24 protein-coding genes are annotated in these 23,180 nt (G+C 72.9%); 9 read left to right on the forward strand and 15 right to left on the reverse strand.

Annotated features, from left to right (window positions below; genetic code table 11):
- Window positions 1-15: 15 nt before the first annotated feature.
- The gene (locus RIU97_RS19555) at window positions 16-1,860 is read right to left on the reverse strand and encodes an NHL domain-containing thioredoxin family protein (RefSeq protein WP_404958495.1); all 1,845 of its coding nucleotides are present in this window, start codon (window positions 1,858-1,860) and stop codon (window positions 16-18) included.
- A gap of 123 nt (window positions 1,861-1,983) precedes the next feature.
- Here RIU97_RS19555 and RIU97_RS19560 point away from each other — a divergent pair, with 123 nt between their 5' ends.
- Window positions 1,984-2,538 (forward strand): Uma2 family endonuclease, encoded by a 555-nt coding sequence (locus tag RIU97_RS19560; protein WP_404958497.1) that lies wholly within the window; start codon window positions 1,984-1,986, stop codon window positions 2,536-2,538.
- A gap of 29 nt (window positions 2,539-2,567) precedes the next feature.
- Complete coding sequence (locus tag RIU97_RS19565) at window positions 2,568-3,209, forward strand: MSMEG_1061 family FMN-dependent PPOX-type flavoprotein (RefSeq protein WP_404958499.1); 642 nt, start codon at window positions 2,568-2,570, stop codon at window positions 3,207-3,209.
- On the opposite strand, the gene RIU97_RS19570 is transcribed toward RIU97_RS19565, so the two are convergent.
- Window positions 3,200-3,727 (reverse strand): DUF4240 domain-containing protein, encoded by a 528-nt coding sequence (locus tag RIU97_RS19570; RefSeq protein ID WP_404958501.1) that lies wholly within the window; start codon window positions 3,725-3,727, stop codon window positions 3,200-3,202. The two genes, RIU97_RS19565 and RIU97_RS19570, sit on opposite strands and share 10 nt — an antisense overlap.
- Window positions 3,728-3,755: 28 nt before the next feature.
- A complete protein-coding gene (locus RIU97_RS19575; protein ID WP_404958503.1) occupies window positions 3,756-4,559 on the reverse strand; it encodes a hypothetical protein in 804 nt (267 codons plus the stop codon).
- Window positions 4,560-4,591: 32 nt separating this feature from the next.
- Between RIU97_RS19575 and RIU97_RS19580 the strand changes: the two genes are divergently transcribed.
- Window positions 4,592-5,089: an LURP-one-related/scramblase family protein gene (locus RIU97_RS19580; protein WP_404958505.1), complete on the forward strand. Its 498-nt coding sequence runs from the start codon at window positions 4,592-4,594 to the stop codon at window positions 5,087-5,089.
- A gap of 155 nt (window positions 5,090-5,244) precedes the next feature.
- On the opposite strand, the gene RIU97_RS19585 is transcribed toward RIU97_RS19580, so the two are convergent.
- The gene (locus RIU97_RS19585) at window positions 5,245-6,024 is read right to left on the reverse strand and encodes a carbon-nitrogen family hydrolase (RefSeq protein WP_404958507.1); all 780 of its coding nucleotides are present in this window, start codon (window positions 6,022-6,024) and stop codon (window positions 5,245-5,247) included.
- A gap of 150 nt (window positions 6,025-6,174) precedes the next feature.
- Between RIU97_RS19585 and RIU97_RS19590 the strand changes: the two genes are divergently transcribed.
- A complete protein-coding gene (locus RIU97_RS19590) occupies window positions 6,175-6,999 on the forward strand; it encodes a maleylpyruvate isomerase family mycothiol-dependent enzyme (protein ID WP_404958509.1) in 825 nt (274 codons plus the stop codon).
- Here the strand turns inward: RIU97_RS19590 and RIU97_RS19595 are convergent.
- Genes RIU97_RS19595 through RIU97_RS19605 form a run of 3 tightly spaced genes read right to left on the reverse strand, consistent with a single transcriptional unit; the run spans window position 6,974 to window position 9,872 of the window.
- Entirely contained in the window at window positions 6,974-7,711 is a 738-nt protein-coding gene (locus RIU97_RS19595; RefSeq protein ID WP_404958511.1) for a hypothetical protein, read from the reverse strand. The genes RIU97_RS19590 and RIU97_RS19595 overlap by 26 nt on opposite strands.
- Window positions 7,712-7,761: 50 nt before the next feature.
- Entirely contained in the window at window positions 7,762-9,213 is a 1,452-nt protein-coding gene (locus tag RIU97_RS19600; RefSeq protein ID WP_404958513.1) for a nitrate/nitrite transporter, read from the reverse strand.
- Window positions 9,210-9,872 carry a GntR family transcriptional regulator gene (locus RIU97_RS19605; protein ID WP_404958515.1) on the reverse strand — a complete coding sequence of 221 codons (663 nt, stop codon included), beginning with the start codon at window positions 9,870-9,872 and terminating at the stop codon, window positions 9,210-9,212. Before RIU97_RS19605 ends, RIU97_RS19600 begins: the two co-directional genes overlap by 4 nt.
- Before the next feature lie 161 nt (window positions 9,873-10,033).
- On the opposite strand from RIU97_RS19605, the gene RIU97_RS19610 reads away from it, so the two are divergent.
- Entirely contained in the window at window positions 10,034-11,224 is a 1,191-nt protein-coding gene (locus RIU97_RS19610; protein WP_404958517.1) for a DUF418 domain-containing protein, read from the forward strand.
- On the opposite strand, the gene RIU97_RS19615 is transcribed toward RIU97_RS19610, so the two are convergent.
- Both RIU97_RS19615 and RIU97_RS19620 read right to left on the reverse strand, forming a co-directional pair.
- A complete protein-coding gene (locus RIU97_RS19615; protein ID WP_404958519.1) occupies window positions 11,196-11,519 on the reverse strand; it encodes a protease inhibitor I42 family protein in 324 nt (107 codons plus the stop codon). The two genes, RIU97_RS19610 and RIU97_RS19615, sit on opposite strands and share 29 nt — an antisense overlap.
- 29 nt (window positions 11,520-11,548) lie before the next feature.
- Complete coding sequence (locus RIU97_RS19620; RefSeq protein WP_404958521.1) at window positions 11,549-13,471, reverse strand: C1 family peptidase; 1,923 nt, start codon at window positions 13,469-13,471, stop codon at window positions 11,549-11,551.
- A 223-nt stretch (window positions 13,472-13,694) separates the two neighbouring features.
- Between RIU97_RS19620 and RIU97_RS19625 the strand changes: the two genes are divergently transcribed.
- Complete coding sequence (locus RIU97_RS19625) at window positions 13,695-15,827, forward strand: protein kinase domain-containing protein (RefSeq protein WP_404958523.1); 2,133 nt, start codon at window positions 13,695-13,697, stop codon at window positions 15,825-15,827.
- A 279-nt stretch (window positions 15,828-16,106) separates the two neighbouring features.
- The gene (locus tag RIU97_RS19630; RefSeq protein ID WP_404958525.1) at window positions 16,107-16,358 is read left to right on the forward strand and encodes a hypothetical protein; all 252 of its coding nucleotides are present in this window, start codon (window positions 16,107-16,109) and stop codon (window positions 16,356-16,358) included.
- A gap of 33 nt (window positions 16,359-16,391) precedes the next feature.
- Here RIU97_RS19630 and RIU97_RS19635 read toward each other — a convergent pair whose 3' ends face one another.
- Window positions 16,392-16,661, reverse strand: a complete 270-nt coding sequence (locus RIU97_RS19635) for a glutaredoxin domain-containing protein (RefSeq protein ID WP_404958527.1) — start codon at window positions 16,659-16,661, stop codon at window positions 16,392-16,394.
- Between the two features lie 102 nt (window positions 16,662-16,763).
- Here RIU97_RS19635 and RIU97_RS19640 point away from each other — a divergent pair, with 102 nt between their 5' ends.
- Window positions 16,764-17,969: a DUF1266 domain-containing protein gene (locus RIU97_RS19640; RefSeq protein ID WP_404958529.1), complete on the forward strand. Its 1,206-nt coding sequence runs from the start codon at window positions 16,764-16,766 to the stop codon at window positions 17,967-17,969.
- A gap of 75 nt (window positions 17,970-18,044) precedes the next feature.
- Window positions 18,045-18,464: a PPOX class F420-dependent oxidoreductase gene (locus tag RIU97_RS19645; RefSeq protein WP_404958531.1), complete on the forward strand. Its 420-nt coding sequence runs from the start codon at window positions 18,045-18,047 to the stop codon at window positions 18,462-18,464.
- Window positions 18,465-18,488: 24 nt separating this feature from the next.
- Here RIU97_RS19645 and RIU97_RS19650 read toward each other — a convergent pair whose 3' ends face one another.
- From RIU97_RS19650 to RIU97_RS19670, 5 genes are all read right to left on the reverse strand, one after another.
- Entirely contained in the window at window positions 18,489-19,253 is a 765-nt protein-coding gene (locus tag RIU97_RS19650; RefSeq protein WP_404958533.1) for a hypothetical protein, read from the reverse strand.
- A gap of 61 nt (window positions 19,254-19,314) precedes the next feature.
- Complete coding sequence (locus RIU97_RS19655) at window positions 19,315-19,515, reverse strand: hypothetical protein (RefSeq protein ID WP_404958535.1); 201 nt, start codon at window positions 19,513-19,515, stop codon at window positions 19,315-19,317.
- A 464-nt stretch (window positions 19,516-19,979) separates the two neighbouring features.
- Window positions 19,980-20,918 carry a GNAT family N-acetyltransferase gene (locus tag RIU97_RS19660; protein ID WP_404958537.1) on the reverse strand — a complete coding sequence of 313 codons (939 nt, stop codon included), beginning with the start codon at window positions 20,916-20,918 and terminating at the stop codon, window positions 19,980-19,982.
- Window positions 20,919-20,974: 56 nt separating this feature from the next.
- Window positions 20,975-21,607: a hypothetical protein gene (locus tag RIU97_RS19665; protein WP_404958539.1), complete on the reverse strand. Its 633-nt coding sequence runs from the start codon at window positions 21,605-21,607 to the stop codon at window positions 20,975-20,977.
- A 157-nt stretch (window positions 21,608-21,764) separates the two neighbouring features.
- The gene (locus RIU97_RS19670) at window positions 21,765-23,177 is read right to left on the reverse strand and encodes a dihydrolipoamide acetyltransferase family protein (protein ID WP_404958541.1); all 1,413 of its coding nucleotides are present in this window, start codon (window positions 23,175-23,177) and stop codon (window positions 21,765-21,767) included.
- Window positions 23,178-23,180 lie beyond the last annotated feature (3 nt).

Genomic DNA, 23,180 nt, shown 5'->3' on the forward strand with positions numbered 1-23,180 from the left:
CCGCCGGGCCCCAGGTCACCCCTCGTCGTCCATCCCGGCGAGGACGAGGGGCAGCCGGGAGACGCCGTCGGCGGTGACGCGGACGGGCACCCCCCAGTCCTGCTGGTGGACGTGGCAGGCCGGGTACTCGTTGGCGGGGTCGTCGTCGCACGACGCCGCCATCGCCGAGACGTGCAGCACGCCCTCGGTGACCTCCGGGTTCAGCGCCAGCTCCCGGAACAGGTCGGACCCGGCGCCCTCGCCCCCGGCGAGGAGCTCGGGCGGGGTCGAGGAGACGAGCAGCCGGGTGGACGGCCCGTAGCGGGTGTCGAGCTTCTGCCCGGCCGGCGCCTGGAACACCACGTCGAGCCGGAGCGTGCCGGGCGCCACCTCGGTGGCGGCCCGCTGCGTACGGTGGGCCACGGACTCGACCCGTACGGCCTCCTCCGGGAGCCGCAGCCGCGTCAGCCGGTGCCGGGCGGACTCGACGACCACGATGTCGTCGCCGACCAGCACCGCGTCGCTGGGCTCGCGCAGATCGGTGGCGAGCGTGGACACCTGCCCGGTGACGGGGTCGTAGCGCCGCAGCGCGTGGTTGTACGTGTCGGACACCGCGACCGAGCCGTCGGGCAGGGCGGTCACCCCGAGCGGGTGCTGGAGCAGGGCCTGGCCCGCGTCCCCGTCCCGGTGCCCGAAGTCGAACAGGCCGGTCCCGACGGCGGACGTGACGGCGTAGCCGGTGTCGGTGGGGTGGACGTACCGGAGGGCGCTGGTCTCGGAGTCCGCGATCCACAGCCGGTCCCCGGCGGCCGCGAGCCCCGACGGCTGGGCGAACCAGGCCTCGGCGGCCGGCCCGTCGAGCAGCCCCTCGTTGGTGGTACCGGCGGCGACGGCGACGGTGCCGCTCTCCGGGTCCCAGGTCCACAGCTGGTGCACACCGGCCATGGCGATCCACACCTTGCCCTGCCACCAGGCCACGTCCCACGGCGAGGACAGGTCCACCTCCAGCGCGGGCCCCGAGGTGGGCGAGCCCTGCCACCACTGGCGTCCGGTCCCGGCGACGGTCTCCACCTGCCCGGTGGCCGGGTCGTAGGTCCGCAGGGCGTGGTTGACGGTATCGGCGACCACGACCCTCCCGTCGGGCAGCAGCGCCAGCCCCTGCGGCTCGCTGAAGGCGTCCCCGCCGAAGCCGCGCTCGCCGCTGCCGATGCGGCGGACGACGCTCTCCCCGTCCGCGTCCAGCTCGACGAGCTGGTGCCGCGTGGTGTCCGACACCAGCAGGTTCCCGCTCGGCAGCAGCAGCGCCTTGCCGGGGAACCGCAGGTCGCTCGCGACCGGCTCGGGCGCCACGTACGGCCCGTCCCCGCGCCGCAGCGTCCCCTTGGCCTCGTGCTCGGCCTCCAGCTCCTCGACCAGCTTCGCGATGGCGTGCGCGTGGCCCTCGCCGGCGTGCTGGGCGACGATGTACCCCTCGGGGTCGATCACGACGAGCGTGGGCCAGGCGCGCACCGCGTACTGCTTCCAGGTCGCGAGCTCGGGATCGTCCAGCACGGGGTGGTGCACCTCGTACCGCTCGACGGCATCGACGACGGCGGCGTGCTCGGCCTCGTGCACGAACTTCGGCGAGTGCACGCCGATGATCACGACGGTGTCGCGGTGCTTCTCCTCCAGCTCGCGCAGCTCGTCGAGGACGTGCAGGCAGTTGATGCAGCAGAAGGTCCAGAAATCTACAACAACGCACTTACCTCGCAGGTCGGCGAGGGTGAGCTCTTTGCCGCCGGTGTTGAGCCAGCCGCCCTTGCCGATCAGCTCGGGGGCACGGACACGGGCACGTCGGCGGGGCGCGGGCGCGGGGGTGGGCGCCGGGGCAGCATCGTTCATCCTTCAAGCTTGCCATCCGGGTGTGAACACCGGGTCACAGGTCCAGGTGCACCCGCGGGGGTGACGACGGGCGGCGGCCGTCCGTGCGAGTCTGGGCACAGGCAGCGAAGGAGTCGTCCGCACATGACCACCGCGCACAACTACGGCGAGGGCATCGATCCCGAGCACGCCCTCAAGTACGCCATCCAGCACCACAGCGGGGACCGCACCGAGATCGTCGAAGGGGTCATCACCAACGTGACGCCGAACTGGGCTCACGAGCGAGCTGCCAAACGCGTACGGCGCCAGATCGAAGCCCGGGTAGATGAGCTCGGCTGCGTGGAAGGCTCGGGAAACCTCGACCTGCCGGGATCGTCCAACTGGTACGTCCCCGACATCGCGGTCGTCCCCGAGGAACTCACATACAACGATGAAGCGCTGGTACCCGATCAGACGCTGCTGATCGTCGAGGTGACCTCCAAGTCGAACGCCGAGACCGACCGGGTCGTGAAGCGCAAGCGGTACGCCGAGTACGGCGCGCCGCTGTATCTGCTGGTCGACCGGCTGGAGGAGAGCGTCACCGTGTTCGCCGAGCCCGGGCGGCTCGGGTACACCAAGGTGGACGGGCCGCATCCGTTCGGGACGCCGGTGCGGCTGCCCGAGCCGTTCGGGATCGAGCTCGACACCAGTGGGCTCTAGTCGGTGATCACCCGGTAGCGTCCGGGAGCGTGACGATATTCGATGCCGTGAACGCCACCGCCGTCCGGAGCACGGAACAGTTGCGCGAGCTGTACGACGAGCCGGGTGAGATGGCCCGGCGCAAGGCCGTGGACCGGATCCACGAGGCCGCCCGCGCGGTCATCGGGCGGTCGTCGCTGGTGTTCGTCGCCAGCGCCGGCGCGGACGGGAGCTGCGACGTGACGCCCCGCGGCGGTCCGCCCGGATTCGTGGCCGTCCTCGACGAGTTCACCCTCGCCGTCCCCGACGCCACCGGCAACAAGCGGCTCGACACGGCCCACAACATCGTGGAGACGGGCCGGGCCGGGCTGATCTTCGTCATCCCCGGCCGGGCCACCACGCTGCGCGTGAACGGACGCGCCTGCGTCTCCGCCGATCCGCGGCTGCTGGAGCAGCTGACGGCCGTCGGCAAGCCCCCGCGCAGCGCGATCGTCGTGGCGGTCGAGGAGGCCTACCAGCACTGCCCGAAGGCGTTCCTGCGCGGCAACGCGTGGAAGCCCGGGCAGTGGCTCGCCGAGGACGCCGCGCCGAGCTCCGCCGAGGTCACCCTCTCCCACCTGGACCTGCCCGGTCTGACGGTCGAGGACATCCGCCGGCAGGAGCGCGAGTCGCTGCTGTATCGCTACGAATAGTCGAAGAGGGCGCTCAGGAGCGGCAGGCGGGGCGCGAGTTCGGCCGTGTCGTCGAAGTCGAAGTCCCAGGACGGGTCCAGGGGCGGGTAGCTGATCGTGAAGGAGTCCGCCGGGAGTTCGCGGCCGGTGGCGGACTCGTACGCGGTCCAGGCGATCGAGAGCGCCTCCTCGTCCCACAGTTCGTGACCGTCGGCCGCGGCCTCGCGGACCGCCGGGTGGGCCGCCAGGGAGTCCGGGTCGGCCAGGGCCGCTTCGAAGGCGTCCCGGCCCTGGGTGAGGAGCCAGCCGCGGAAGTAGTCGAAGCCGTCGTCCGAGCAGCCGCCGTTGATCACGTAGGCCGCGGCCCAGAGCGGGCTGCGGTAGGACTCCGCCAGCAGGTCCCACAGCACCTGCTGCGTCGCGGCTATCTCCGCCGCCGGACGGGCTGCCAGCAGCTCCGCCGCCCGCCCCGCCACCTCGTCCGCCGCGCTGCCCGCGCGGGCCGTCTCGATCAACCGCCAGAACGTCTGCTTGTCCATGGGAAAAGCCTGGCACCCGGCACTGACATCAGCCGAGGAAGGAGTGGAGAGATCTTGTGAGCGATGTGATGAAGGTGTTCTGGACCTCCGCCGGGAGGAGGTCCAGGGAGAGGTACGGGTTGAGGTCCTCCAGCTCGACGAGGAGCAGTTCGCCCGAGGGGGCCCGGCAGGCGTCGACGCGCTGGATGCCGTGGTCGAGGGTGTTCCACGCGATGAAGGCGCGGGCGAAGGCCAGGTCCGCCTCGGTGGGGGCGTAGGGCTTCAGCTCCCAGCGGCGGGCCGGGTCCGGGGCGTACAGCGCGTACTGGAAGGCGTCGTCGACGAAGTAGAAGGACACCTCGTACGTGAAGTCGATGCGCGGCTGGATCAGCACGGCCCCGGCCGGGCCGTCCGGTGTCGCGGTGAAGGTGAGGCCGATGGAGTCGGCGCCCTGCTTCGGCTTGACCGCGTACTGCGGCACCGGCGGCAGCTCCGCCAGCCGGGCCGGGTCGTCGATCGTCGGAATGACCGGGTAGCCGGCGGCCGTCAGGTCGAGGAGGTACTGCTTGCCCGCCATGTCGGCGCGGCCGGTGAGCGGGTTGTAGACCGGCGTGCCGGCGGCGAGGGCGACGGCGCGGAAGGAGTCGTAGGCCTCCTGGTAGTGCAGGACCGGGCCGCTGTTGCGGACGATCACCGCGTCGAAGCCCAGCGGGAGGAGCGCCTCCGCGTCCGCGGGGTGGCACAGGGCCAGCTCGAAGTCGGCCCGCAGCCGGGAGGTGAGGAATATGTCCTCGTCGCAGTAGCGGCGGCCGCGCGCCGGGTAGGCCAGGTCGGTCACGTAGAGGAGTGGCATGGCGGAAACCTATCGCGGGCACTGATCAGCGCATGAAATACCTCGTACGGGACAAAGTGCTGGCCATCGGGGACGACTACTGGGTCGAGGACGAGGACGGGCGCCACGCCTTCCTCGTCGACGGGAAGGCGCTGCGCTTCCGGGACACGCTGGAGCTGAAGGATCCGGACGGGCGGATCCTGATCACTCTGCGGGAGAAGCTGTTCGCCCTGCGGGACGCGATGACGCTGGAGCGGGACGAACGGCGGCTCGCGGTGATCCGCAGGAAGCGGTTCTCGCTGCTGCGCAACCACTTCCGCGTGACCATGGCCGAGGGCACCGAGCTCGACGTCAGCGGACGGATCCTGGACCGGGAGTTCAAGGTCGAGTACGACGGGGAGCTGCTCGCGCTGATCTCACGGCAGTGGTCCCGGGTCCGCGAGACGTACGCGGTGGACGCGGTCCGCGAGGACGCGGACGCGGCGCTGCTGGTCGCGGTCGCGGTCTGCGTGATCCGGATGGCGGAGAAGGAGCGGGAGGACGGGCTCTAGCCCGTCTCGGCCCGTCCCGGCCCGTCTCGCCCCGTCCCGCCCCGTCCCGGCCCGTCTCGCCCCGTCCCGGCCCGTCTGCTCCTCCTGGCCGCCCTGGCGTGCCCGGCCGCCGCCGTTCTCACGGTCCGGCTGCGGCTCCACACCGGCTGACCGGGTCAGCGGCCCAGGCGGCGGTCCTTCAGGGCCGGGAACTGGGCGCGGGTGTCGCGGACCTTGGCCGGGTCCAGGTCCACGGTGAGGACCGCCTCGCCGGGGCCGGCCTCCGCCAGGACCTCGCCCCACGGGTCCACCACCAGGCTGTGCCCGGCCTGCTCGACGCCCGCGTGGGTGCCGGCCAGCCCGCACGCCAGGACGTACGACTGGTCCTCGACGGCGCGCGCCCGGTTGAGCAGGGTCCAGTGCGACCGGCGGCGCGCGGGCCAGCCCGCCGCGACGACCATCGTGGTGGCCCCGGCGTCGACCAGGCCGCGGAACAGCTCCGGGAAGCGCAGGTCGTAGCAGGTGGCGATGCCGAGGGTCTGCTCCGGCAGCTCCACGGTGGTCAGGGAGTCGCCGGGCGACATGAGCACCGCCTCGCCCTGGTCGAAGCCGAAGCGGTGGATCTTCCGGTAGGTGGCGGCCAGCTCGCCCGCCGGGGAGAGGACGAGTGCGGTGTTGTAGAGGGAGCCGTCGCCCGCGCGCTCCACGACCGAGCCGGCGTGCAGCCAGACCCCGGCGTCGCGGGCGGCCTTGGACATGGCCTCGTAGGTCGGGCCGTCCAGGGGTTCGGCCTCGGTCTCGAACTGCTCGTAGGCGAAGGCGCCGACGGGCCACAGTTCCGGCAGCACGACGAGGTCGGAGTGGGCCTGCTCGCGTACGAGCTCGGCCACGCGGGCACGTCGGGAAGTCACCGACTCGCCCTCGTTCACTGCGATTTGGATCAGCGAGGCGCGCACACTACCACCGTCCTGGCGTTCAAGCCGTCAACTCGGGCCTACGATCGTCACACGAAAGCACTGCCGGGGTGCTCACCGGCAGCGTAGTTTTGGAAACTGAGTCCACTGCTTCCGAAAACGCGCCACTGAACAGCACCGCGAGGGGTCCCGTTGACCGTCCATCCCAGCCTTCAGCCCTATGCCGACGCGTGGACGCACTCCATCGAGGCGATATCCGAGCTGGTCCTCCCCCTGACGGAGGGCGAGTGGAACCGGGCGACGCCGTGTCCCGGCTGGTCGGTCCGTGACGTCGTGTCACACATCATCGGCATCGAATGCGAGCAGCTCGGGGACCCGCGTCCGATCCACACCGTGGCGCGGGACCTGCGGCACGTGGTGGACGAGTTCAGCCGGTACATGGAGGTGCAGGTCGACGTGCGGCGTCACCACACCGCGCCGGAGATGACCTCGGAGCTGGAGTACACCGTCATCCGGCGCTCACGGCAGCTGCGCAACGAGAAGCGGGATCCGGACACGATGGTGCGGGGCCCGCTGGGTGACCAGGTGACGCTGGAGCACGCGCTGCGGCTGCGCGCGTTCGACGTGTGGATCCACGAGCAGGACCTGCGGGCGGCGCTGGGCGTGCCGGGGAACTGGGACTCGCCGGGTGCGTACGTGACGCGGGACCTCCTGCTGGCCGGGCTGCCGAAGGTGGTGGCGAAGCGGGCGGGGGCGCCGGCGAACTCGGCGGTGGTCGTCGACGTGCACGGTGCGCTGGAGTTCATGCGGACGGTACGGGTGGACGCCGACGGCCGCGGCACGGTGGACAAGTCGCCGTCGCTGGGCCCGGCCGTGACGCTGACGCTGGACTGGGAGACGTACGTCCGCCTGGCGGCGGGGCGGGTGCGGGCGCACGCCGTCGCCGACCGGGTGAAGGTGGAGGGCGACGCGGAGCTGGCGGAGGCCATCCTCACGCAGTTCTCCGTGACGCCGTAGGGCTGGCCAGCTCCCCACGAGCCCGGCTCCCCACGAGTCCGGCTCCGCCGGGACCCGGGGCTTCGCCCCGGACCCCACTCCTCAAACGCCGGAGGGGCTGAATCGGGCGGCGGCACGGGCTGCGGCGCGCGCTGCCGCGCGGCGGCACGGCCACCGTGCCGAGCCGCTGGAGCTCCTGCGGCGAGCATTCGGAACCGTGCGTTCCGAGTGAGGTGAGGAACTGCGCCAGGATCGCGGCCATCCCGCTCTCCGCGCCGATGCGGCGGCCGAGCAGCGGGTCGATCCGGCCGGCGCGCAGGGGCAGCGCGGTCCTCGGGAGCTGGACGACCAGCGCCCCGAGCGTGCCCTTCCCGGGGCGGCAGTCGGCCTCGAAGGGGTGCGAGGTGTCCCAGAGGATCATGTCGCCGGGGGCGAGTTCCGCTTCGCCGCCGCACTGGGACATCCACATCCGGCCGCGGGTCAGCAGCGACAGCTGGTACTGCTCGGGGTCCCCGCGCCGGATGAGTGCGGGCGTGCGCCGCGACCGTACGTGCGCGTACTCGAAGGACGACACCTGCACGGCTCCGAGGTCCAGCACCGCCGCCGCGGCGTGGAAATCGGCGGACCGGTCAGAGGCGAGGGCGGTCGGCATCAGCGAGCTGGAGACGACGTCGTTGAACCACTCGAACCGCTCCGCCTCCGGCACGGTGTCGGCGGACAGCCTCGTCCACATTCCGGCGGTTCCCCCTCCTGATGCTGCCGCTCCCTCCCGGGAGGGCGGCCCTACGGTCCCTCGCGCCCTGCGATGTCCGGCAGGGGACGCGCGCGGGGGACCCGGTCCGGTTCCGGGCCCGGCCCCGCACCCCGGTCCGCACCCGGTTCCGCGCCGCCGCGTACCGCCCCACCTGCGGGTACGGGCGCGGGCGCGGGGTTCGTGATGCGGTGGCGGGCCACCTCCCGGGCCGCCTCCCTGGCCAGTGCGGGGCGGCGCAGCCGGAGGATCTGGGAGACGCCGAGCGCTTCGAGGACGAACACCGTCGAGAAGGCGATGCGGTAGTCGTCGCCGGTGGCGTCGAGCAGGACGCCCACGGTCAGCAGCGTGGTCATCGACGCGATGAAGCCGCCCATGTTCGTGATCCCGGAGGCGGTGCCCTGGCGCTCCGCCGGGTTGGCCGGGCGGGCGAAGTCGAAACCGATCATCGACGCCGGACCGCAGCCGCCGAGGACCAGGCACAGGGCGATCAGCAGCCCCATCGGCGCCCTGTCCCCCGGGTAGGCGAGGACGGCCGCCCAGAGGAGGGCCGTGAGGCCGACCGTGCCCAGCGCGAGGGGGATCCGCGCGGACTGGCGGCGGCCGACGATCTGGCCGTAGACCAGCCCGAGCGCCATGTTGGAGGCGACCACCAGCGTGAGCAGTCCGCCCGCGGTGGTCCGCGACAGCCCCTGCGCCTCCACCAGGAACGGCATCCCCCACAGCAGCAGGAACACCATCGCCGGGAACTGCGTCGTGAAGTGCACCCACAGGCCGAGGCGGGTGCCCGGTTCGCTCCAGGACTCCCTGATCTGGCGGCGCACGAAGCCCCCGGAGGCCCCCGGGCCCTTCGGGGCGGCCCGCGCCGGTCCGTGCCCCTCCGGGTGGTCCCGCAGGAACAGCACCAGCGGCACCAGCACCACCAGCCCGGCCACCGCGCTCCCCGCGAAGGCCGCGGTCCAGCCGACCCCGTGCAGGACGGGGGCGAGGACGAGCGTGGAGACGAGGTTGCCCGCCATGCCGACGAGCCCGGCGAGCTGCGCCATCAGCGGCCCGCGCCGGGCCGGGAACCACCGGGTGCCGAGCCGCAGCACCGAGATGAAGGTCATCGCGTCACCGCAGCCGAGCAGCGCCCGCGCGGCGAGCGCCATCCCGTAGGAGGGCGAGAGCGCGAAGCCGAGCTGGCCGACGGTGAAGAGCACCGCGCCCAGCGTGAGCACCTTCTTGGTGCCGAGCCGGTCGACCATCAGGCCCACGGGTATCTGCATGCCCGCGTAGACGAGCAGCTGGAGGAGGGAGAAGGCGGCGAGCGCCGAGGCGTTGACGTGGAAGCGGTCGGCGGCGTCTAGACCGGCCACGCCCAGACTGGTACGGAAGATCACCGCCACGAAGTAGACGGCTACGCCGATGGACCAGACGGCGACGGCCCGTCCGCCGCCGGGCGGGTCCCCGACCGGCTGCGGCGCGCTCCCCTGGGCGGTCACCGGCCCGGCCCCCGGACCAGTTCCCCGACCCGCCCGATGTGGCCGCGGACCACCGCGGCGGCCGTGTCCGCGTCCCCGGCCCGCAGCGCGTCCAGGATCTCGGCGTGCTCGGCCAGGGTGCGCTCCAGCCGGTCGGGGTGGGCGTGCAGCAGGGCCACGCCCATCCGCAGCTGCCGGTCGCGGAGTTGGTCGTAGAGGCGGCACAGGATCTGGTTGCCGGCGCTGCGGACGATCTCGGCGTGGAAGCCCCGGTCGGCGGCCATCATGGCGGCGAGGTCTCCCCCGGCGGCGTGCCCGCGCTGTTCCTCCAGCAGGGCGGCGAGCCGGTCCAGCAGGCCGGGTGGCGCCGGTACGGCTCTGCGTACGGTGAACTCCTCGACCAGCAGCCGGGTTTCGAGCACGTCCGTGATCTCCTGCGCGGAGACCGGCAGCACCAGCGCGCCCTTCTTCGGGTACAGCTTCAGCAGCCCCTCGGTCTCCAGGCGCAGCAGCGCCTCGCGGACCGGGGTGCGGGACACTCCGACGGCCCCGGCGAGTTCGCCCTCGGTGAGGAGGGTGCCGCCTTCGTAGCGGCGGTCGAGCACACCGTGCTTGACGTGCTGGTAGACGCGTTCGGCGGCGGTCGCGGTGCTGGTGGGGGCGGGGGTGGCGGCGGGCATGCGCACAGCATAGATACAACAGAGGTGCAAGCCGGGGCCCGGTCCAGGATGCGGACCGCCGGCTCTCCTACCCGTTCGCGCTCCCCCTGCATCGAAGGATGTACCGCGCCTTCGTCCGGCCGCAGGACGTACGCGGCCCCGCGCGCCGGGAGCCTGGAGACATGGCCGACACCCTCGCCCCGGTGGTCCGTACGACCACCCGGCTCCCCCTGCTGGACGTCCTGCGCGGCGCCGCCATCCTCGGCACCCTCATGACCAACGTCTGGATCTTCGCCTCCCCGGGCTCCGAGTGGAGCGTGCTCCAGGGCGGTCTGGGAACGCCCGACCCGATCGCGGACCCCTCCGCGGCGAACCTCGCCGAGGCCGTCTTCCGGTTCCTCGCCGACGGCAAGTTCCTGGCACTGCTGACGATCCTGTTCGGGGTGGGCCTGGCCATCCAGTACGACTCCGCCGCGCGCCGCGGCGAGCCCTGGCCCGGCCGCTACCCGCGGCGGGCCGCGTTCCTCTTCCTGGAGGGCACGGTCCACTTCGTCCTCGTCTTCGCCTGGGACGTGCTGATGGGCTACGCCGTCACCGCGCTGCTGGTGGCCCGGCTGCTGGTCCGCTCCGAGAAGGTCCGGCGGGTGGTCATGTGGACGGCGGGCGGGGTGCACCTGGCCCTGGTCGCCCTGGTGACCCTCGACGCGCTGAGCCGGACGGACAGCGCGCCGGACGGACCGGATCCGGCCGCCGCCGAGCTGTACGCGCACGGCGGCCACGGCGCCCAGATCGCCTTCCGCCTGGACAACTTCCTCGCCCTGCGCATCGAGCCCGTCTTCTCCTTCGGGCTGCTGGTCTTCCTCTTCCTCCTCGGCGTGCGGCTGCACCGCGCCGGCGCCTTCTCCGCCACCGACGAGGGCCGCCGCATCCGGGCCCGGCTGGCCGCCTGGGGGCTGGGTCTCGGACTGCCCCTGAACGCCGCGACCGCCCTCGGCGGCGACGACTTCTTCGCCCTGGGCCGCTACGGCGCCGCACCGCTGCTCGCCCTCGGCTACATCGGCCTGATCGGCATCGCCCTCGACCGGCTGTGGGTCCCCCGCTCCGTGACCACCGCCCTCGGCTCCGTCGGCCGCACCGCCCTGTCCTGCTACGTCGGCCAGAACCTGCTGTGCATGCTGCTCTGCTACGGCATCGGGCTGGGCCTCGCCGACCGGCTGGGCGGCAGCGGTCCCTGGTGGGTGATGGGCCTGTGGGCCGGGGTGAGCCTGACCCTGATGGCCGGGTCGCGGCTGTGGCTGCGCCGCTTCGAGCGGGGCCCGCTGGAGGCCGTGCAGCACGCGGTCCTCAGGCCGCGCCGCCCGTCCGCGGGGTGACCTCCACGTCGAGCACGAACTCGTCGTACGGAGCCTCCTGCGGGTAGGGCGGCCGGACCTGCGCGAAGCGGATCCGGGCCCGGCCACCGCCCGGGGGAAGGCCCCGTACGACGTACGTCCGCTCGACCGGGGCCCCGGGGAGGCTGTCGCCGGAGGCCGTCGGCCCCTCCGTCACCGCCACCACGTCCGCGTCCCCCGTGACCTGCCAGGTCCACACGTACCCGCGCGCGCCGCGCCCGGTGAGCCGCAGCTCGTACGGTTCACCGGGGCTCAGCACGACGCTCCGTACCTCCACGCCCGCCAGGTCCTCTCCGCTGTCGGATCTCAGCCGACGGGGCCGATGACCGCCCCCTCGTGCCAGCCCGCGCCTCCCCCGGACTCCGTCCGGGAGGTGCCCCCACGCCAGTAGTGCTGCAGACGGCGGTCGGTGCGCAGGACGACGACTTCCAGGTTGAACCCGAAACTGCCCTGGAGCATCCCGGTGACCGCGGCGACGTCGTGCCCGAAGACCGCGCTGCGGCTCCAGGCCGAGCCGCCCGCGTTGCCGCGCGACCAGTGCTCCACGCGCCCGCCGGCGACGGCCACGCACAGCTCGTAGTTCCCGGCGGTGTCCTCGTCGGCGGCCCCGTACTGCCCCTCGATCAGGCAGGGCGCGGAGACGGCCGGCGTACCGCTGCCGAACACCTCGCCGGCGTGCCACGTGAAGCCGTTCGGGTCCTCGCGCCACCACAGCTGCATGCGGCCGTCCGTGCGGGCGGCGACGAGGTCGAGGTGGCGGCTGCGGGTCTGGACGAGGGCGGGGCCGTAGTGGGCGATGCCGGAGGCGAAGCGGCCGCCGTCGTTCCAGGTCCAGGGGGCGCCGTTGATGCGCCACCAGTGGTTGAGGCGGCCGTCGGCGGTCCGCACGACCACCTCGAAGTTGCCGGGCTTTCCGTAGTCGCTCTGGATGAAGGCCGGGGTCGAGCCGACGGCCGCGTCACCCGGGCCGAAGGCGCCGCCGTCGCGCCAGACGCGCACGGACTGCTCGAAGTACCAGTGGCGCAGCCGGCCGCCGGTGGTCACGTGCAGGGACTCCATGTTGCGGTTGTAGGTGGTCCCGGTGAAGGCGGGCTGGCCGGAGGCGTCGTGCGCGAAGGCGTCCGCGCGGGCCCACGCGAAGGGGGCGTCGCCCTCGCGCCACCAGTGCTGGAGGCGGCCGCCGGTGGTGGTGGCGAGGAGCTCGAAGTTGCGGTGGGCGCGGCCGTTGCCGCTCTCGTAGACGTTGCCGGTGTGCAGGCGGCGCTTGGTCCACGGGTCGATGTTGGTGCCGCGCAGGCCGCACTTGGCCCAGTGATCGATGTCGACCTCGCCGTAGGCGATCCGGCCGTAGCCGCCGACGTGGTAGCCGGTCCCCCAGGAGTTCTTGAACAGCCAGCAGCCGGCCGCGTCGTCGTAGCCGACGATCAGCACGCAGTGGCCGCCCGCGAGCTGGTCGCTGGTGCGGTGGTAGACGCCCGAGCCGAGGCCGAAGAAGTCGTCGTACACGTCGAAGCAGGCGGTCAGCGGGCCGACCGTGTCCAGCCAGACCTTCTGCTGCTCGACGTCGCCGAGCCGCACGTAGTCGGCGATCCGGACGGTGCGCCCGGACCGGTCCCAGCTGGGCGTGTACTCGGCGCGCCAGGCGTCGCGGCGGGCGGCGGGCAGACCGGCGGGCGGGGTGCTGTACGGCCAGCAGTCCGGATCGGCCAGCCCGCCGTTGCCCTTGATCCAGTCGAGCGCGGTCTCCGGATTGGAACCCTGCCCGCAGGTGAAGCGCAGACCGTCGTGCACGTCCCCCTCGGACCGCTCCGCCCATACGCAGTGCTCGATGCGGGCCATGGACTCCACCAGGCCGGCGGCGCCGAAGGCCCAGCAGGAACCGCACGGGTTCTGGTCCTTCACCTTGGTGATCCACGGCAGGCCCCAGCGGCTGCGCCAGTCCACGGCGGCGGGCCGGGCCGCGCCGGTCGTCGCCGGTCCCGGCAGGAACCCGTGGGCGGCCCGGCGCCGGGTCAGGTGGGGATTCCCGCTCTCGTGCCCGATGATCGCCCGCAGATCGACGAGCCCCACGTCCTCGGCGGGCGTCAGGTTCGCCCCGGGCTCCAGACCGAGCGAGGGCCGCGGCACCGGCTCCTCGTCGGCCAGGTGTTCCAGGACGGACCAGCGCGCCCCCCGCGCCGCGAGCCGCGCCCGCAGCTCCCCCACCGTCTGGACAGACTCCTCCGGCATACCGGCCCCCCAGTGTGCAACCGCTCGGATGCGAGACCCGCGAGCGTCCCTCCCCCACCGGGGGGCGTCAAGGGGGTCCGCACGGTCGCGCGGTGGCACGGGGGGCGTGCCGCCCTGCTGTCGTCCAACGCGCCGTGGAACCAAGGGACTACACGGTCCGTCAGGCACTGGCCTTCGATAGAGTGCGCCAGCCGTTCCGGTGGAACAGGGGGAACCTCAGACAGTGGACCTCAGTGAAAAGGCAGTGACCCACGTCGGGCACTACGAGGTGGAACGGATCCTCGGCGCGGGCGGGATGGGAGTCGTCTACCTCGCTGTCTCGCCGTCCGGGCGACAGGCCGCGGTGAAGGTGATCCGGGAACGCTTCGCGGCGGATCCGCTGTTCCGGGTCCGCTTCGCGCGCGAGGTCGAAGCCGCCAGAGCGGTGAGCGGGGCTTTCACCGCCCCCGTCATCGATGCCGACACCAGCGGCGACATGCCGTGGATGGCGACCCTGTACGTGCCCGGCCCGACCCTCGCCGAGCAGGTCGCCGCACACGGGCCGATGGACGCCGACGAGGCGTGGCAGCTGGCCTCCGGCCTGGTCGAGGCACTACGCGACATCCACCGCGCGGGGCTCGTCCACCGGGACCTCAAGCCCGGCAACATCCTGCTGGCCGATGACGGTCCCCGGGTCATCGACTTCGGCATCTCCCGTGCCATCGACTCCGACGCCCTCACTCAGACCGGTGTGGTCATCGGGACCCCGCCCTTCATGGCCCCCGAGCAGTTCCGCACCCCGAAGGAAACCGGCCCGGCCGCAGACGTCTTCGCGCTCGGTTCCGTGCTCGTGCACGCGGCGACGGGCCGCAGTCCCTTCGAGGCTGAATCTCCCTACGCGATCGCCTGGAACGTCGTACACGAACCACCCGCTCTGGACGGTCTGCCGCAGTCCCTGTTACCCATCGTCGGACCGTGCCTGGCCAAGGAGCCGGCTGCCCGCCCGACGGCCGACGAACTGCTCGCGCTGCTCGGTTCGCGCGCCCACCGCAGACGGTCGGGCCGGGCCGCGCCGCCCGTACGTACGGCAGGCACGCGCCGGCGCGTCAAGGCGAGCGTGGCGGCGGGCATCGCCCTCACGGTCGCGGCCGGCTCCGCCACCGCCTGGGCCCTGTACCCGGACCCGCCGCCCAAGGCCCCGCATGCGGCAGCGGCCCCCGGACCCTCGGCCCCCGTGGCTCCCGCCCGTGAGGACTCGGCGGCGATCGCACCGGCGGGCTGGGCCCGGTGGGAGACCCCCATCCCGTCGAGGATCTCGCACTCGGATCCCCGTCCGGCCCTGCACCGCTGCCTGTGGACCGGCAAGGACGTCCTCTGTGAAGGGGAAAGCGGCATCGCACAGTTCGACGGCGCCACCGGCACGATCCTGCCCACGGCGGCCGACGACGCCGCGGGCGCCGTCACGCTCGTGGCCGCCGTGCCGGCGACCGGCCTCGTCTACCTCACCCTGGGGAGCACGCCCGAGGTGGGCGAGGACTCGCGGACGGAGACACTGGCCGCCCTGGACACCAGGACCGGGAAGTTCCGCTGGCAGCGGACCGTCACGGTCACCGCCGGCACGGATGCGGCTCTGGTGGGGGACGTCCTGGTCACGGGGGATCCCAACGGAAACGTGATCCGCGCCTGGAGCGCGGCCTCCGGAGAGCCACTGTGGACCCGGAAGTTCGCAGAACACGGACACCTCCGGCTGCTCCGCCATCAGGCCGGACTGCTGGTCGAGGGGATGCCGAAGGGCAACGAAGGCGGTGCGGAAGCCGTACTGCTGCGGCTCTCGCCCTCTGACGGGAAGACGCAGTGGCAGCGCGCGACCCACGGCCGGTTCTTCGGCATCGGCGGCAGCCAGGACACCCTGATCGCCATGGACGACCTGACGGGCCCGCCGAAGGGCAGCAGTACAGGGGGATTGGTCCAGGTCTCCGCGGCGGACGGGAAGGACCTTCCAGATCGAACCGCGGTGCAGGTGTCGGCGCGCGCCGTCGCCTCCGACTCGGTCGTCATCGACCTCCGCGAGGACGGACGTCTGCGCGCCGTCGATCTCATCAGCGGAAAGGAGCTGTGGGCGGAGGCCACCGGCGCCGATCCCCTGCAGGGGCCGGTGCTCCAGGACGGACGGGTGTACGTCCAGACCACGAACGGCGAGATCGTCTCCAGGGACGCCGGCACGGGACGCGAACTGTGGCGCAGCGCCCCTCGCAGGGACCCCGAGCAGCCGGTGACGCGCGGCGGAGGTGGCGTGTTCACGCTGATCGTCCGGGACGGCGTCGCCTACGGTGCCTCCTCCCGGGCCTCGGTCTTCGCCCTCTCCCCACCCCGATAGGCGGCACCGGCGGCGCTCGCGAGGCCGGGGGACGCGGCCAGCAGGGACACGTAGGGACACCCCGTGGGCCCCCGCAACCGGGAGCCCGCCCGGCCCGCCGGTGACACGCCGCGCAACCGGCGTACGTACGCCCCTGACCAGCGGGTACCTCATCACGCTCAGGTGATGCTCCGTCAGACTGGCTCCGGGCGCAGCGGCCGGATCCGCACGCGCGCAGGCGGCGCGGATGATGCCCGTTCGTGATCCACGAGCAATTCGAGCGCGCATACGATGCGGTTCATGATCCCCCTGTCCGTGGACCCCACCTCGCAGAGCTACGCCGCCGGGCAGGTCGTCGGAACCTTCGCCGTGGCCGCCCTCGCCGTCACGTTCCTCTGGCGCCTCACCAAGCCCTGGCGCAACCTCGCGGACAAGAGCGGCATCGCGCCCGCCGAGCGCAAGCGCCTGCAAGGGAAGCGGAACCAGGTCGTCGTCCTGGCCACGGTCTTGATCACCGTCTTCGCGGCGATGAAGGCGGCCTCGGGCCGGTAAGGCCCGGCCACCGGCTGTCGGGCCGGGACGGGTTCAGCCGTGCAGGGCCTCGCGGATCCGGCGTACGGACGGGTTCACCATGGCCGGGCGGTCGCCGACGACCACCGTCGGGACGGTCTCGTTGCCGTCGGCCACGCTGCGGACGAAGGCCGCCGCCTCGGGGTCCCGCCAGATGTTGACCTTCCGGTACCGGATCCGGGCCAGGCGCAGCTGCGTACGGAGCTTGATGCAGAACGCGCACCCCGGCCGCCAGTACACCGTGACGTCGTTCATCGCGCCGCCGAGTGGGCGGACTTCACGCACGGGAACCGGGTCATGCCCCGAAGCCTATGCCGGAAGCCGCCGGTCAGGGAGAGGACCGTACGGGCCGGGCAGTCCGTGGAGGGGCCCGTATAAGGTCCCCGTATGGGGATCTGGATCGCGCCGAGCGTCATCGAGAGAGAGCTGTACGAGGCCAAGGCCAGCGGCGACTGGGCCGCGTACTTCGACGTACTCGCCCGCGCGCAGCTCTATCTCGCGCAGCCCCGCGTCCAGGCGGACGCGCACCCCGAGTCGGTGTTCTTCCACGCCACCCCGGACCGCATGCTCGTCGTCCACACCGCCGGCATGCTGCCCGCGCCCACCCCCGAGTGGGTCTACGAGTCCCACAGCCTGGGGTGGTACGCCAAGGTCTGGGCCCCCACCGACCCCGCCTTCCTCGCCGTGAACCCGGGCTCCCCCACCGAGGCCTACCTCACCACCACCCCCGCCGACCTGGCCCGCTGGCGCGCGCACGCGGACGCCGCGCCCGCGTACGGCCTGCCCGAGGGGAAGGTCCACGCCCTCTTCACCGGCGGGCCGCTGCACGGGCCCATCGCCCACGGCCTCGCCGTCGGCAGCCATCTCGCCGTGACGAACGGCGATTTCTGGAACGCCCTCGCCCACCACGGCAGCGGCTACGCGGCCGAGCGCCGGCGCCTCGCGAAGTGGTGGGGCATCACCGACCGCGCCGAATGGCTCTCCACCCTGGAGCAGCTCCTGACCGTGGACATGGTCAGCCCCGTCTGGGAGTACGCGCTCCGCGTCCGCCGCGTCCTCGCCTCCGACTTCGCGGGGCCGGTCGACATCGAGCACTGGCGGCACGCCGCCGAGGCCAGTCTGCGCCGCAGCGCCGAGCGTTCCGCCGAGCCGCAGCTCACCCCCGAGGGGGTCACCGTCGCCCAGCCGCGCCCCACCGCCGAGGTGGAGGGCGAGATCACCGGCATCAAGCGCCTCATCGGCCGGATCGCCCGCTACGAGCAGCGCTTCCGCGCCGACGGACTGCTGCCCGAGGACGGCTGGGTCCGCTCGGTGGAGGCCTGGGACCTCGGCCGGGCCTCGCAGATGGCCCGCTGGGGCATCGGCTGCCGCTACGGCACCCTCCACGAGGCCGAGAAGGCCGTACTGCGCGCCGGGGACGCCGCCCGCCAGACGTACCGCTCGTGGGAGGAGTTCTCCGCCGGGTACGTCCTCGGCCGGTGCCTGCATTTCGACGAGGAGGAGTTCGGCACCTGGTACACGTCGGCCCTCGCCGCCCACGTCGCGCTGACCACCGACCCGGCCAGTCCGTGGCTCAACATCCCCTGGAACTGACCGACTTCGCTTAGTCATCGCAGGCGGGCCGGAAACCGGCGGCGGCCCGGCCGCGCCCCGACTAGCCTCGCCGTCATGACTGTTGAGCTGAATGAGACCGTGCGCGGGCTGCTCGACTCCCCGCACCCCGCCGTCCTGTCGACCATCAACCCCGATGGCAGTCCGCAGAGTTCGGTGATCTGGGTGACCCGCGACGGGGGCGACCTGCTGATCTCCACCGAGCAGGGCCGCCGCAAGGAGCGCAACATCGTCCGGGACGGGCGGGTCGGCGTCACCGTCTTCGACCTGGCCAACCCCTTCCTCTACGCCGAGATCCGCGGCACGGCCACCGTCACCGAGGACGTCGGCCGCGCGGTGGCGGTCCGCATCGCCGAGGAGTACCTCGGCCCGGGCGCCGGCAAGGAGTACCGAGACGCCCCGGCGGAGGACGTCCGCGTGGTCGTCCGCATCACCCCGACCAAGGTCCTCGGCAACGCCGCCCGCGCCGCGGGCTAGGCCCGGTCAGCGGGCTGGGCCCGGTCACGGTAGTTCCGGCCGGACCGCCGACCAGGCGTCGACCGCCTCCGCCAGCGGGCCGGCGTCCGGCAGGTGCGGGCGTACGGCGGTCAGCCAGGGGATCAGGCTCTTGATGCGGCGCAGGTGCCGGATGCGGTGGTGCGGGAGGTCGCGCCAGCCGCGGCCCTGCGCCGCGGCCTGCGCCGGGGTCAGGTCGACCAGCGCCAGCAGCTCCCGGCACAGGGCCGCCGGGTCGCCGCCGCGGGCCGGGCCGAACTGCTGGATCAAGTAGCACTGTACGTAGGCCAGTTCGGGTGCGGCGGCCAGTGCGGGCGCGTTCTCGGCCTGCGCGCACCGGTGGGTGGCGGCCAGCGCGACCCGGCCCCAGCGCAGCCGGATCTCGTCGGGGAGGCGTTCGTCGCGCATCCGCACTCCGGCGAGGACGCGCAGGGTCCGCGGGTGGGGTTCGTCCCGCAGCGGCGGCCCGGTGGCCAGCCAGGCCTCCAGGTCCTCCAGCGAGTGCCCGTCGGGCGGCACCGAGGTCAGCACCTGCCCGCGGGTGAGCAGGGCGACCATGGCGCCCGTGAAGTGGACCTTGGCGACGTGTCCGGCGTCGAAGGACGCGACGGGCCGCCCGTACCGCTCGATGTGGCGCAGGCCCATCCTCGACTCCCCGACGGCGTAGACCTGCCCGGCCCGGGCCACCCCGCCGACGCAGCGGACCACGCACACCCCGCCCGTGACGTCGGCCACCTCGACGGAGTACACCTGCAATTCGGCGATGGACACCCGACCCCCTTCCCCGGGCGGGAGATTACCGCCGCCGCGGGTGCGGTCATACCGGTCCAGGTCAGATCGATCCCTGCAGGTACACGCGGGTCAGGGTGACGGCGGAGGCGGCGGCCGAGAAGGCGAGGGTGCGGTGGTCGCCGGTCACCGAGACCTGCTGGCGCCCGGTGTCGCTCACCCTGACGCGTACCGTGCGGTCGTGGCGGTCCGGGTGTTCGGCGGCGATGCCCGTCATGCGCAGGTCGTCCACGCCCGTGAACACGACGAAGAAGCGCAGGGTGTTGTACTGCTTCTCCTCCCACTCCGGCCTGGGTGGTCCGGTGGCTGCGGGGTCTCGAAGCCGAGAGTGACCGCGGTGTCCCGCTCGTCCACGTGGACGTAGTACAACGGACAGGAGGAGAGGTCCGGCGGGGTCTCGTAGAGCGCCGCCAGTTCCGGCCACAGGACGCCGTTCATCTCAGGCCCGATCGTAGAAGGGGTTGACCCGAGCGCCCGCAGCCGCGCCGGCACCGGGGCCGGGAAGACCCGGCTCGGGCCGGGGTCGTCCCACGACGGCTCGGCGCGGTAGCCCGGCCAACGGGGGGCGGGGCTCCGGGGTGCGGGGCTGGGGCTGGGGCTGGGGCTACTCATTCACTTCGTCGTCCTTCGGGGCCGGGTCCGGGTCCGGGTCCGCCACGTCGCGTAGTCAGGAGCCCTGCGGTCGGGGCTCCGAGGAGAGAACGCCTCTCAGGCCCTGGGCGGTTCCTCCAGCACCAGCCGGATCTCGGTGACCTCGTAGCCGGCCCGGTCGAAGGCGGCGGCCATCGGGACGTTGACGGTGTCGGCGGTCGCGGTGATCCGCTCGGCACCCTCGGCCGCGTGGAAGCGGGTGATCTCGCCCAGGATCTCGTCGATCAGGCCCCGGCCGCGCTGTTCCGGTACGACGCCCAGGTAGCCGACGTTGCGGTGGTACGGGGTCGCCGACGGGATGGCCATGCCCGCGAGGGTGCCGTCCGGGAGGTGGGCGAGGCGCCACCAGGAGCGCTCGCCGGGGCAGTCGAGGTAGAACTCGATGTCCTCGCGCGCCAGTTGTTCCGCGTCCATCGACCGCAGCTCGGTCTGCGTGTGCAGGTCGAGGCTGCCGGCGGACAGCCGGGTGAAGGCGTCCAGGAACTCCTCGTCGGTGCCGTCGCGGAAGACGAGCCGGCCGGTCGCCTCCGGCGTCCCGGCGGCCGCGGTCCACTCGTAGCGCAGGCGCTCGATCTCGCGCGTCAGGCCGGCCTTGTACGCGGCCTCCTGACGCCAGGCGACCGCCGCGACCGTCTCCGGGTCCTCGCGCCAGCCGCGGGGCAGGGAGATGTTGTAGACGGGCAGCTTGCCGAAGGCGGCGTGGCCGGCCTCCAGCAGCCCGGCGGCGACCGCGGCCGGGTCGGCCACGCAGGCCCGTACCTGCAGGCAGTCGAGCGCGATGGGCCGCTCGCTGTCGCCGCGGCCCCACCACAGGGCGCGGGCCAGGACCTCCCCGTCCTCGTCCTCGGCGAGCCAGATCCACTCGGGGCGGAACTGGTTCCCCTCCAGCTCCTCCCGGATCTTCTCGGCGGTCAGGGCGGGGACGGGACCGTCGGCCGGGTAGGCGACGGCGCGGTCCAGATCTGCGGGGTCTGCGGTGGCAGCGCGGAAGAACATCCGGCGATGATCACACGGGGTCCACCACCCCGACCAGGTATTTCCCCGCGGCCTGGTCACTCCCCCTGTTCCACGATCCGTTCCAGGGCGTGCGCGTACTCCCGCAGGCGCCGCGTGAAGGGCTCCGGCGAGCCCGACGAGGGCATCAGGAGCCCCGGAAGGAACGCGACCCGCCAGGTCAGGAACACCTCGTGGAGCGACCGCCCACGGCTGGGCCCGCCCCACGTGCACACCGCGCCGATCACCTCCGCGATCTCCCGGGCCCGGGACTCCACGTCGTCGCGGCCGCCGCGCAGGGACGCCACCCCCACCAGCGCCTGGAGGAGATGCGACATCTGGAGGTCGGCGCCCATCCGGGCCATGCGGCGAACCGTTACCGGCGCGCCGAGGTCCGGGGTGTACTCCTCGATGCATCCCGACCACATCAGCAGGGTGACCGGCGGGACGTCGTGCTCCCGCAGGTAGCCGAGCCCGTCCATGATGTCCATCGACTCGGCATGAAAGGCGCCCAGCCGCCGCACCACGTCCAGCACCCGGTCCAGCTCGCCGCGGTGACGCGCGACGAACTCGCCCACCGACACCGATTCCAGCGACGCGCCGCACTCGACGAGGCCGCCGAGCGGGCCGAAGACCTCGCGTACGAGGGTCGTCTCCGATGCCACCGGTACCGCAGACCCTTGGTCCGCCATCACACTGCTCCTTCAGCGCAACGAGGTCGCGGAGCCGGCCCGTACGGCGGTCCGCGCCGCAGCCCCGCCCAAGCCCTCGTACACCGAACAGCTCCATGCCGATGGCCGGTCTCCGCGAGGGGAGGCCGGCCATCGGGTGGGGCGTGGTGCGTGGCCGCTACGACCAGGTGATCAGGCGGCGGGGGTGTTCCAGGACCGCCGCGATGTCGGCCAGGAAGCGGGAGCCGAGTTCGCCGTCGATGAGACGGTGGTCGAACGACAGCGCCAGCGTGGTGACCTGGCGCGGCTTCACCTTGCCCTTGTGGACCCACGGCTGGAGCTTGATCGCGCCGACCGCCAGGATCGCGGACTCGCCCGGGTTCAGGATGGGCGTACCGGTGTCGACGCCGAAGACGCCGACGTTGGTGATGGTGATGGTGCCGTTCTGCATGTCGGCCGGGGACGTCTTGCCGTCGCGGGCCGTGGCGACCAGCTCGGACAGGGCGGTCGACAGCTCGCCGAGCGTCTTGGTGTGCGCGTCCTTGATGTTCGGGACGATCAGCCCGCGGGGGGTGGCCGCCGCGATGCCCAGGTTCACGTAGTGCTTGAGCACGATCTCCTGGGCCGCCTCGTCCCAGGACGCGTTGACGTCCGGGTTGCGGCGGATGGCCACCAGGACGGCCTTCGCGATGAGGAGCAGCGGGTTGATGCGCAGCCCCGCGAGGTCCGGGTCGTCCTTGAGCTCCTGGACCAGCTTCATCGTGCGGGTCACGTCGAGCGTGATGAACTCGGTGACGTGCGGTGCGGTGAAGGCCGAGCCGACCATGGCCTGGGCGGTGACCTTGCGGACGCCCTTGACCGGAATGCGGGTCTCCCGCGCGGAGGCCGGTACTTCGGCCGCCTGGACGGACGGAGCCGTCACCGGAGCCACCGGAACCTCGGCGGGCACCGTCTGCGGGGCGATCGCCGCGGCGGCCGCCGCGTGGACGTCCTCCCGGGTCACGACCCCGCCGTCACCGGTGGGGACCACCGAGGCCAGGTCGATGCCGAGGTCCTTGGCGAGCTTGCGCACCGGCGGCTTGGCCAGCGGCCGCTCGCCGGTCGGCTGCGCCGGGACCGCGGGGAGCACCGGCGCGGCCGGAGCCGCCGGGGCCGCCGGGGCGGTGCCGTTCTGCGCGGGCGCACCGACGGCGGCCTTGCGCGGGCGGCGCTTCGTGGAGGCGGTGGAGACCCCGTAGCCGACCAGGACGGGCTGGCGGGCCGCGGCGGCCGGCTCCTCCGCCTCGGTGGCGACGGGCGCTGCGGCGGCAGGCGCCGCTTCTTGTACCGGGGCCTCGGCAGCGGCGCCGGCCTCCGTCTGCACCGAGATGATGACCTGGCCGACGTCGACCGTGGTGCCCTCCTCGAAGAGGAGCGCGTGCACGACACCGTCGAACGGGATCGGCAGTTCCACGGCGGCCTTGGCCGTCTCGACCTCGCAGACGACCTGACCGTCGGTGACCGTGTCACCCGGCTGGACGTACCACTTGAGGATCTCGGCCTCGGTGAGGCCCTCGCCCACGTCGGGCATCTTGAATTCGCGGATCGTCATGAA

Origin of the sequence: Streptomyces sp. 147326 (genome assembly GCF_045000215.1) — a bacterium.
In the GTDB taxonomy this organism is placed as follows: Bacteria; Actinomycetota; Actinomycetes; order Streptomycetales; family Streptomycetaceae; genus Streptomyces.

Coding starts and splice junctions, on each gene's coding strand:
- RIU97_RS19665 (WP_404958539.1), bottom strand. CDS start 21,607: ATGGCGGACCAAGGGTCTGCGGTACCGGTGGCATCGGAGACGACCCTC.
- RIU97_RS19575 (WP_404958503.1), bottom strand. CDS start 4,559: ATGCCACTCCTCTACGTGACCGACCTGGCCTACCCGGCGCGCGGCCGC.
- RIU97_RS19645 (WP_404958531.1), top strand. CDS start 18,045: ATGACTGTTGAGCTGAATGAGACCGTGCGCGGGCTGCTCGACTCCCCG.
- RIU97_RS19605 (WP_404958515.1), bottom strand. CDS start 9,872: ATGCCCGCCGCCACCCCCGCCCCCACCAGCACCGCGACCGCCGCCGAA.
- RIU97_RS19660 (WP_404958537.1), bottom strand. CDS start 20,918: ATGTTCTTCCGCGCTGCCACCGCAGACCCCGCAGATCTGGACCGCGCC.
- RIU97_RS19595 (WP_404958511.1), bottom strand. CDS start 7,711: ATGTGGACGAGGCTGTCCGCCGACACCGTGCCGGAGGCGGAGCGGTTC.
- RIU97_RS19610 (WP_404958517.1), top strand. CDS start 10,034: ATGGCCGACACCCTCGCCCCGGTGGTCCGTACGACCACCCGGCTCCCC.
- RIU97_RS19630 (WP_404958525.1), top strand. CDS start 16,107: ATGATCCCCCTGTCCGTGGACCCCACCTCGCAGAGCTACGCCGCCGGG.
- RIU97_RS19570 (WP_404958501.1), bottom strand. CDS start 3,727: ATGGACAAGCAGACGTTCTGGCGGTTGATCGAGACGGCCCGCGCGGGC.
- RIU97_RS19640 (WP_404958529.1), top strand. CDS start 16,764: ATGGGGATCTGGATCGCGCCGAGCGTCATCGAGAGAGAGCTGTACGAG.
- RIU97_RS19555 (WP_404958495.1), bottom strand. CDS start 1,860: ATGAACGATGCTGCCCCGGCGCCCACCCCCGCGCCCGCGCCCCGCCGA.
- RIU97_RS19580 (WP_404958505.1), top strand. CDS start 4,592: ATGAAATACCTCGTACGGGACAAAGTGCTGGCCATCGGGGACGACTAC.
- RIU97_RS19620 (WP_404958521.1), bottom strand. CDS start 13,471: ATGCCGGAGGAGTCTGTCCAGACGGTGGGGGAGCTGCGGGCGCGGCTC.
- RIU97_RS19560 (WP_404958497.1), top strand. CDS start 1,984: ATGACCACCGCGCACAACTACGGCGAGGGCATCGATCCCGAGCACGCC.
- RIU97_RS19670 (WP_404958541.1), bottom strand. CDS start 23,177: ATGACGATCCGCGAATTCAAGATGCCCGACGTGGGCGAGGGCCTCACC.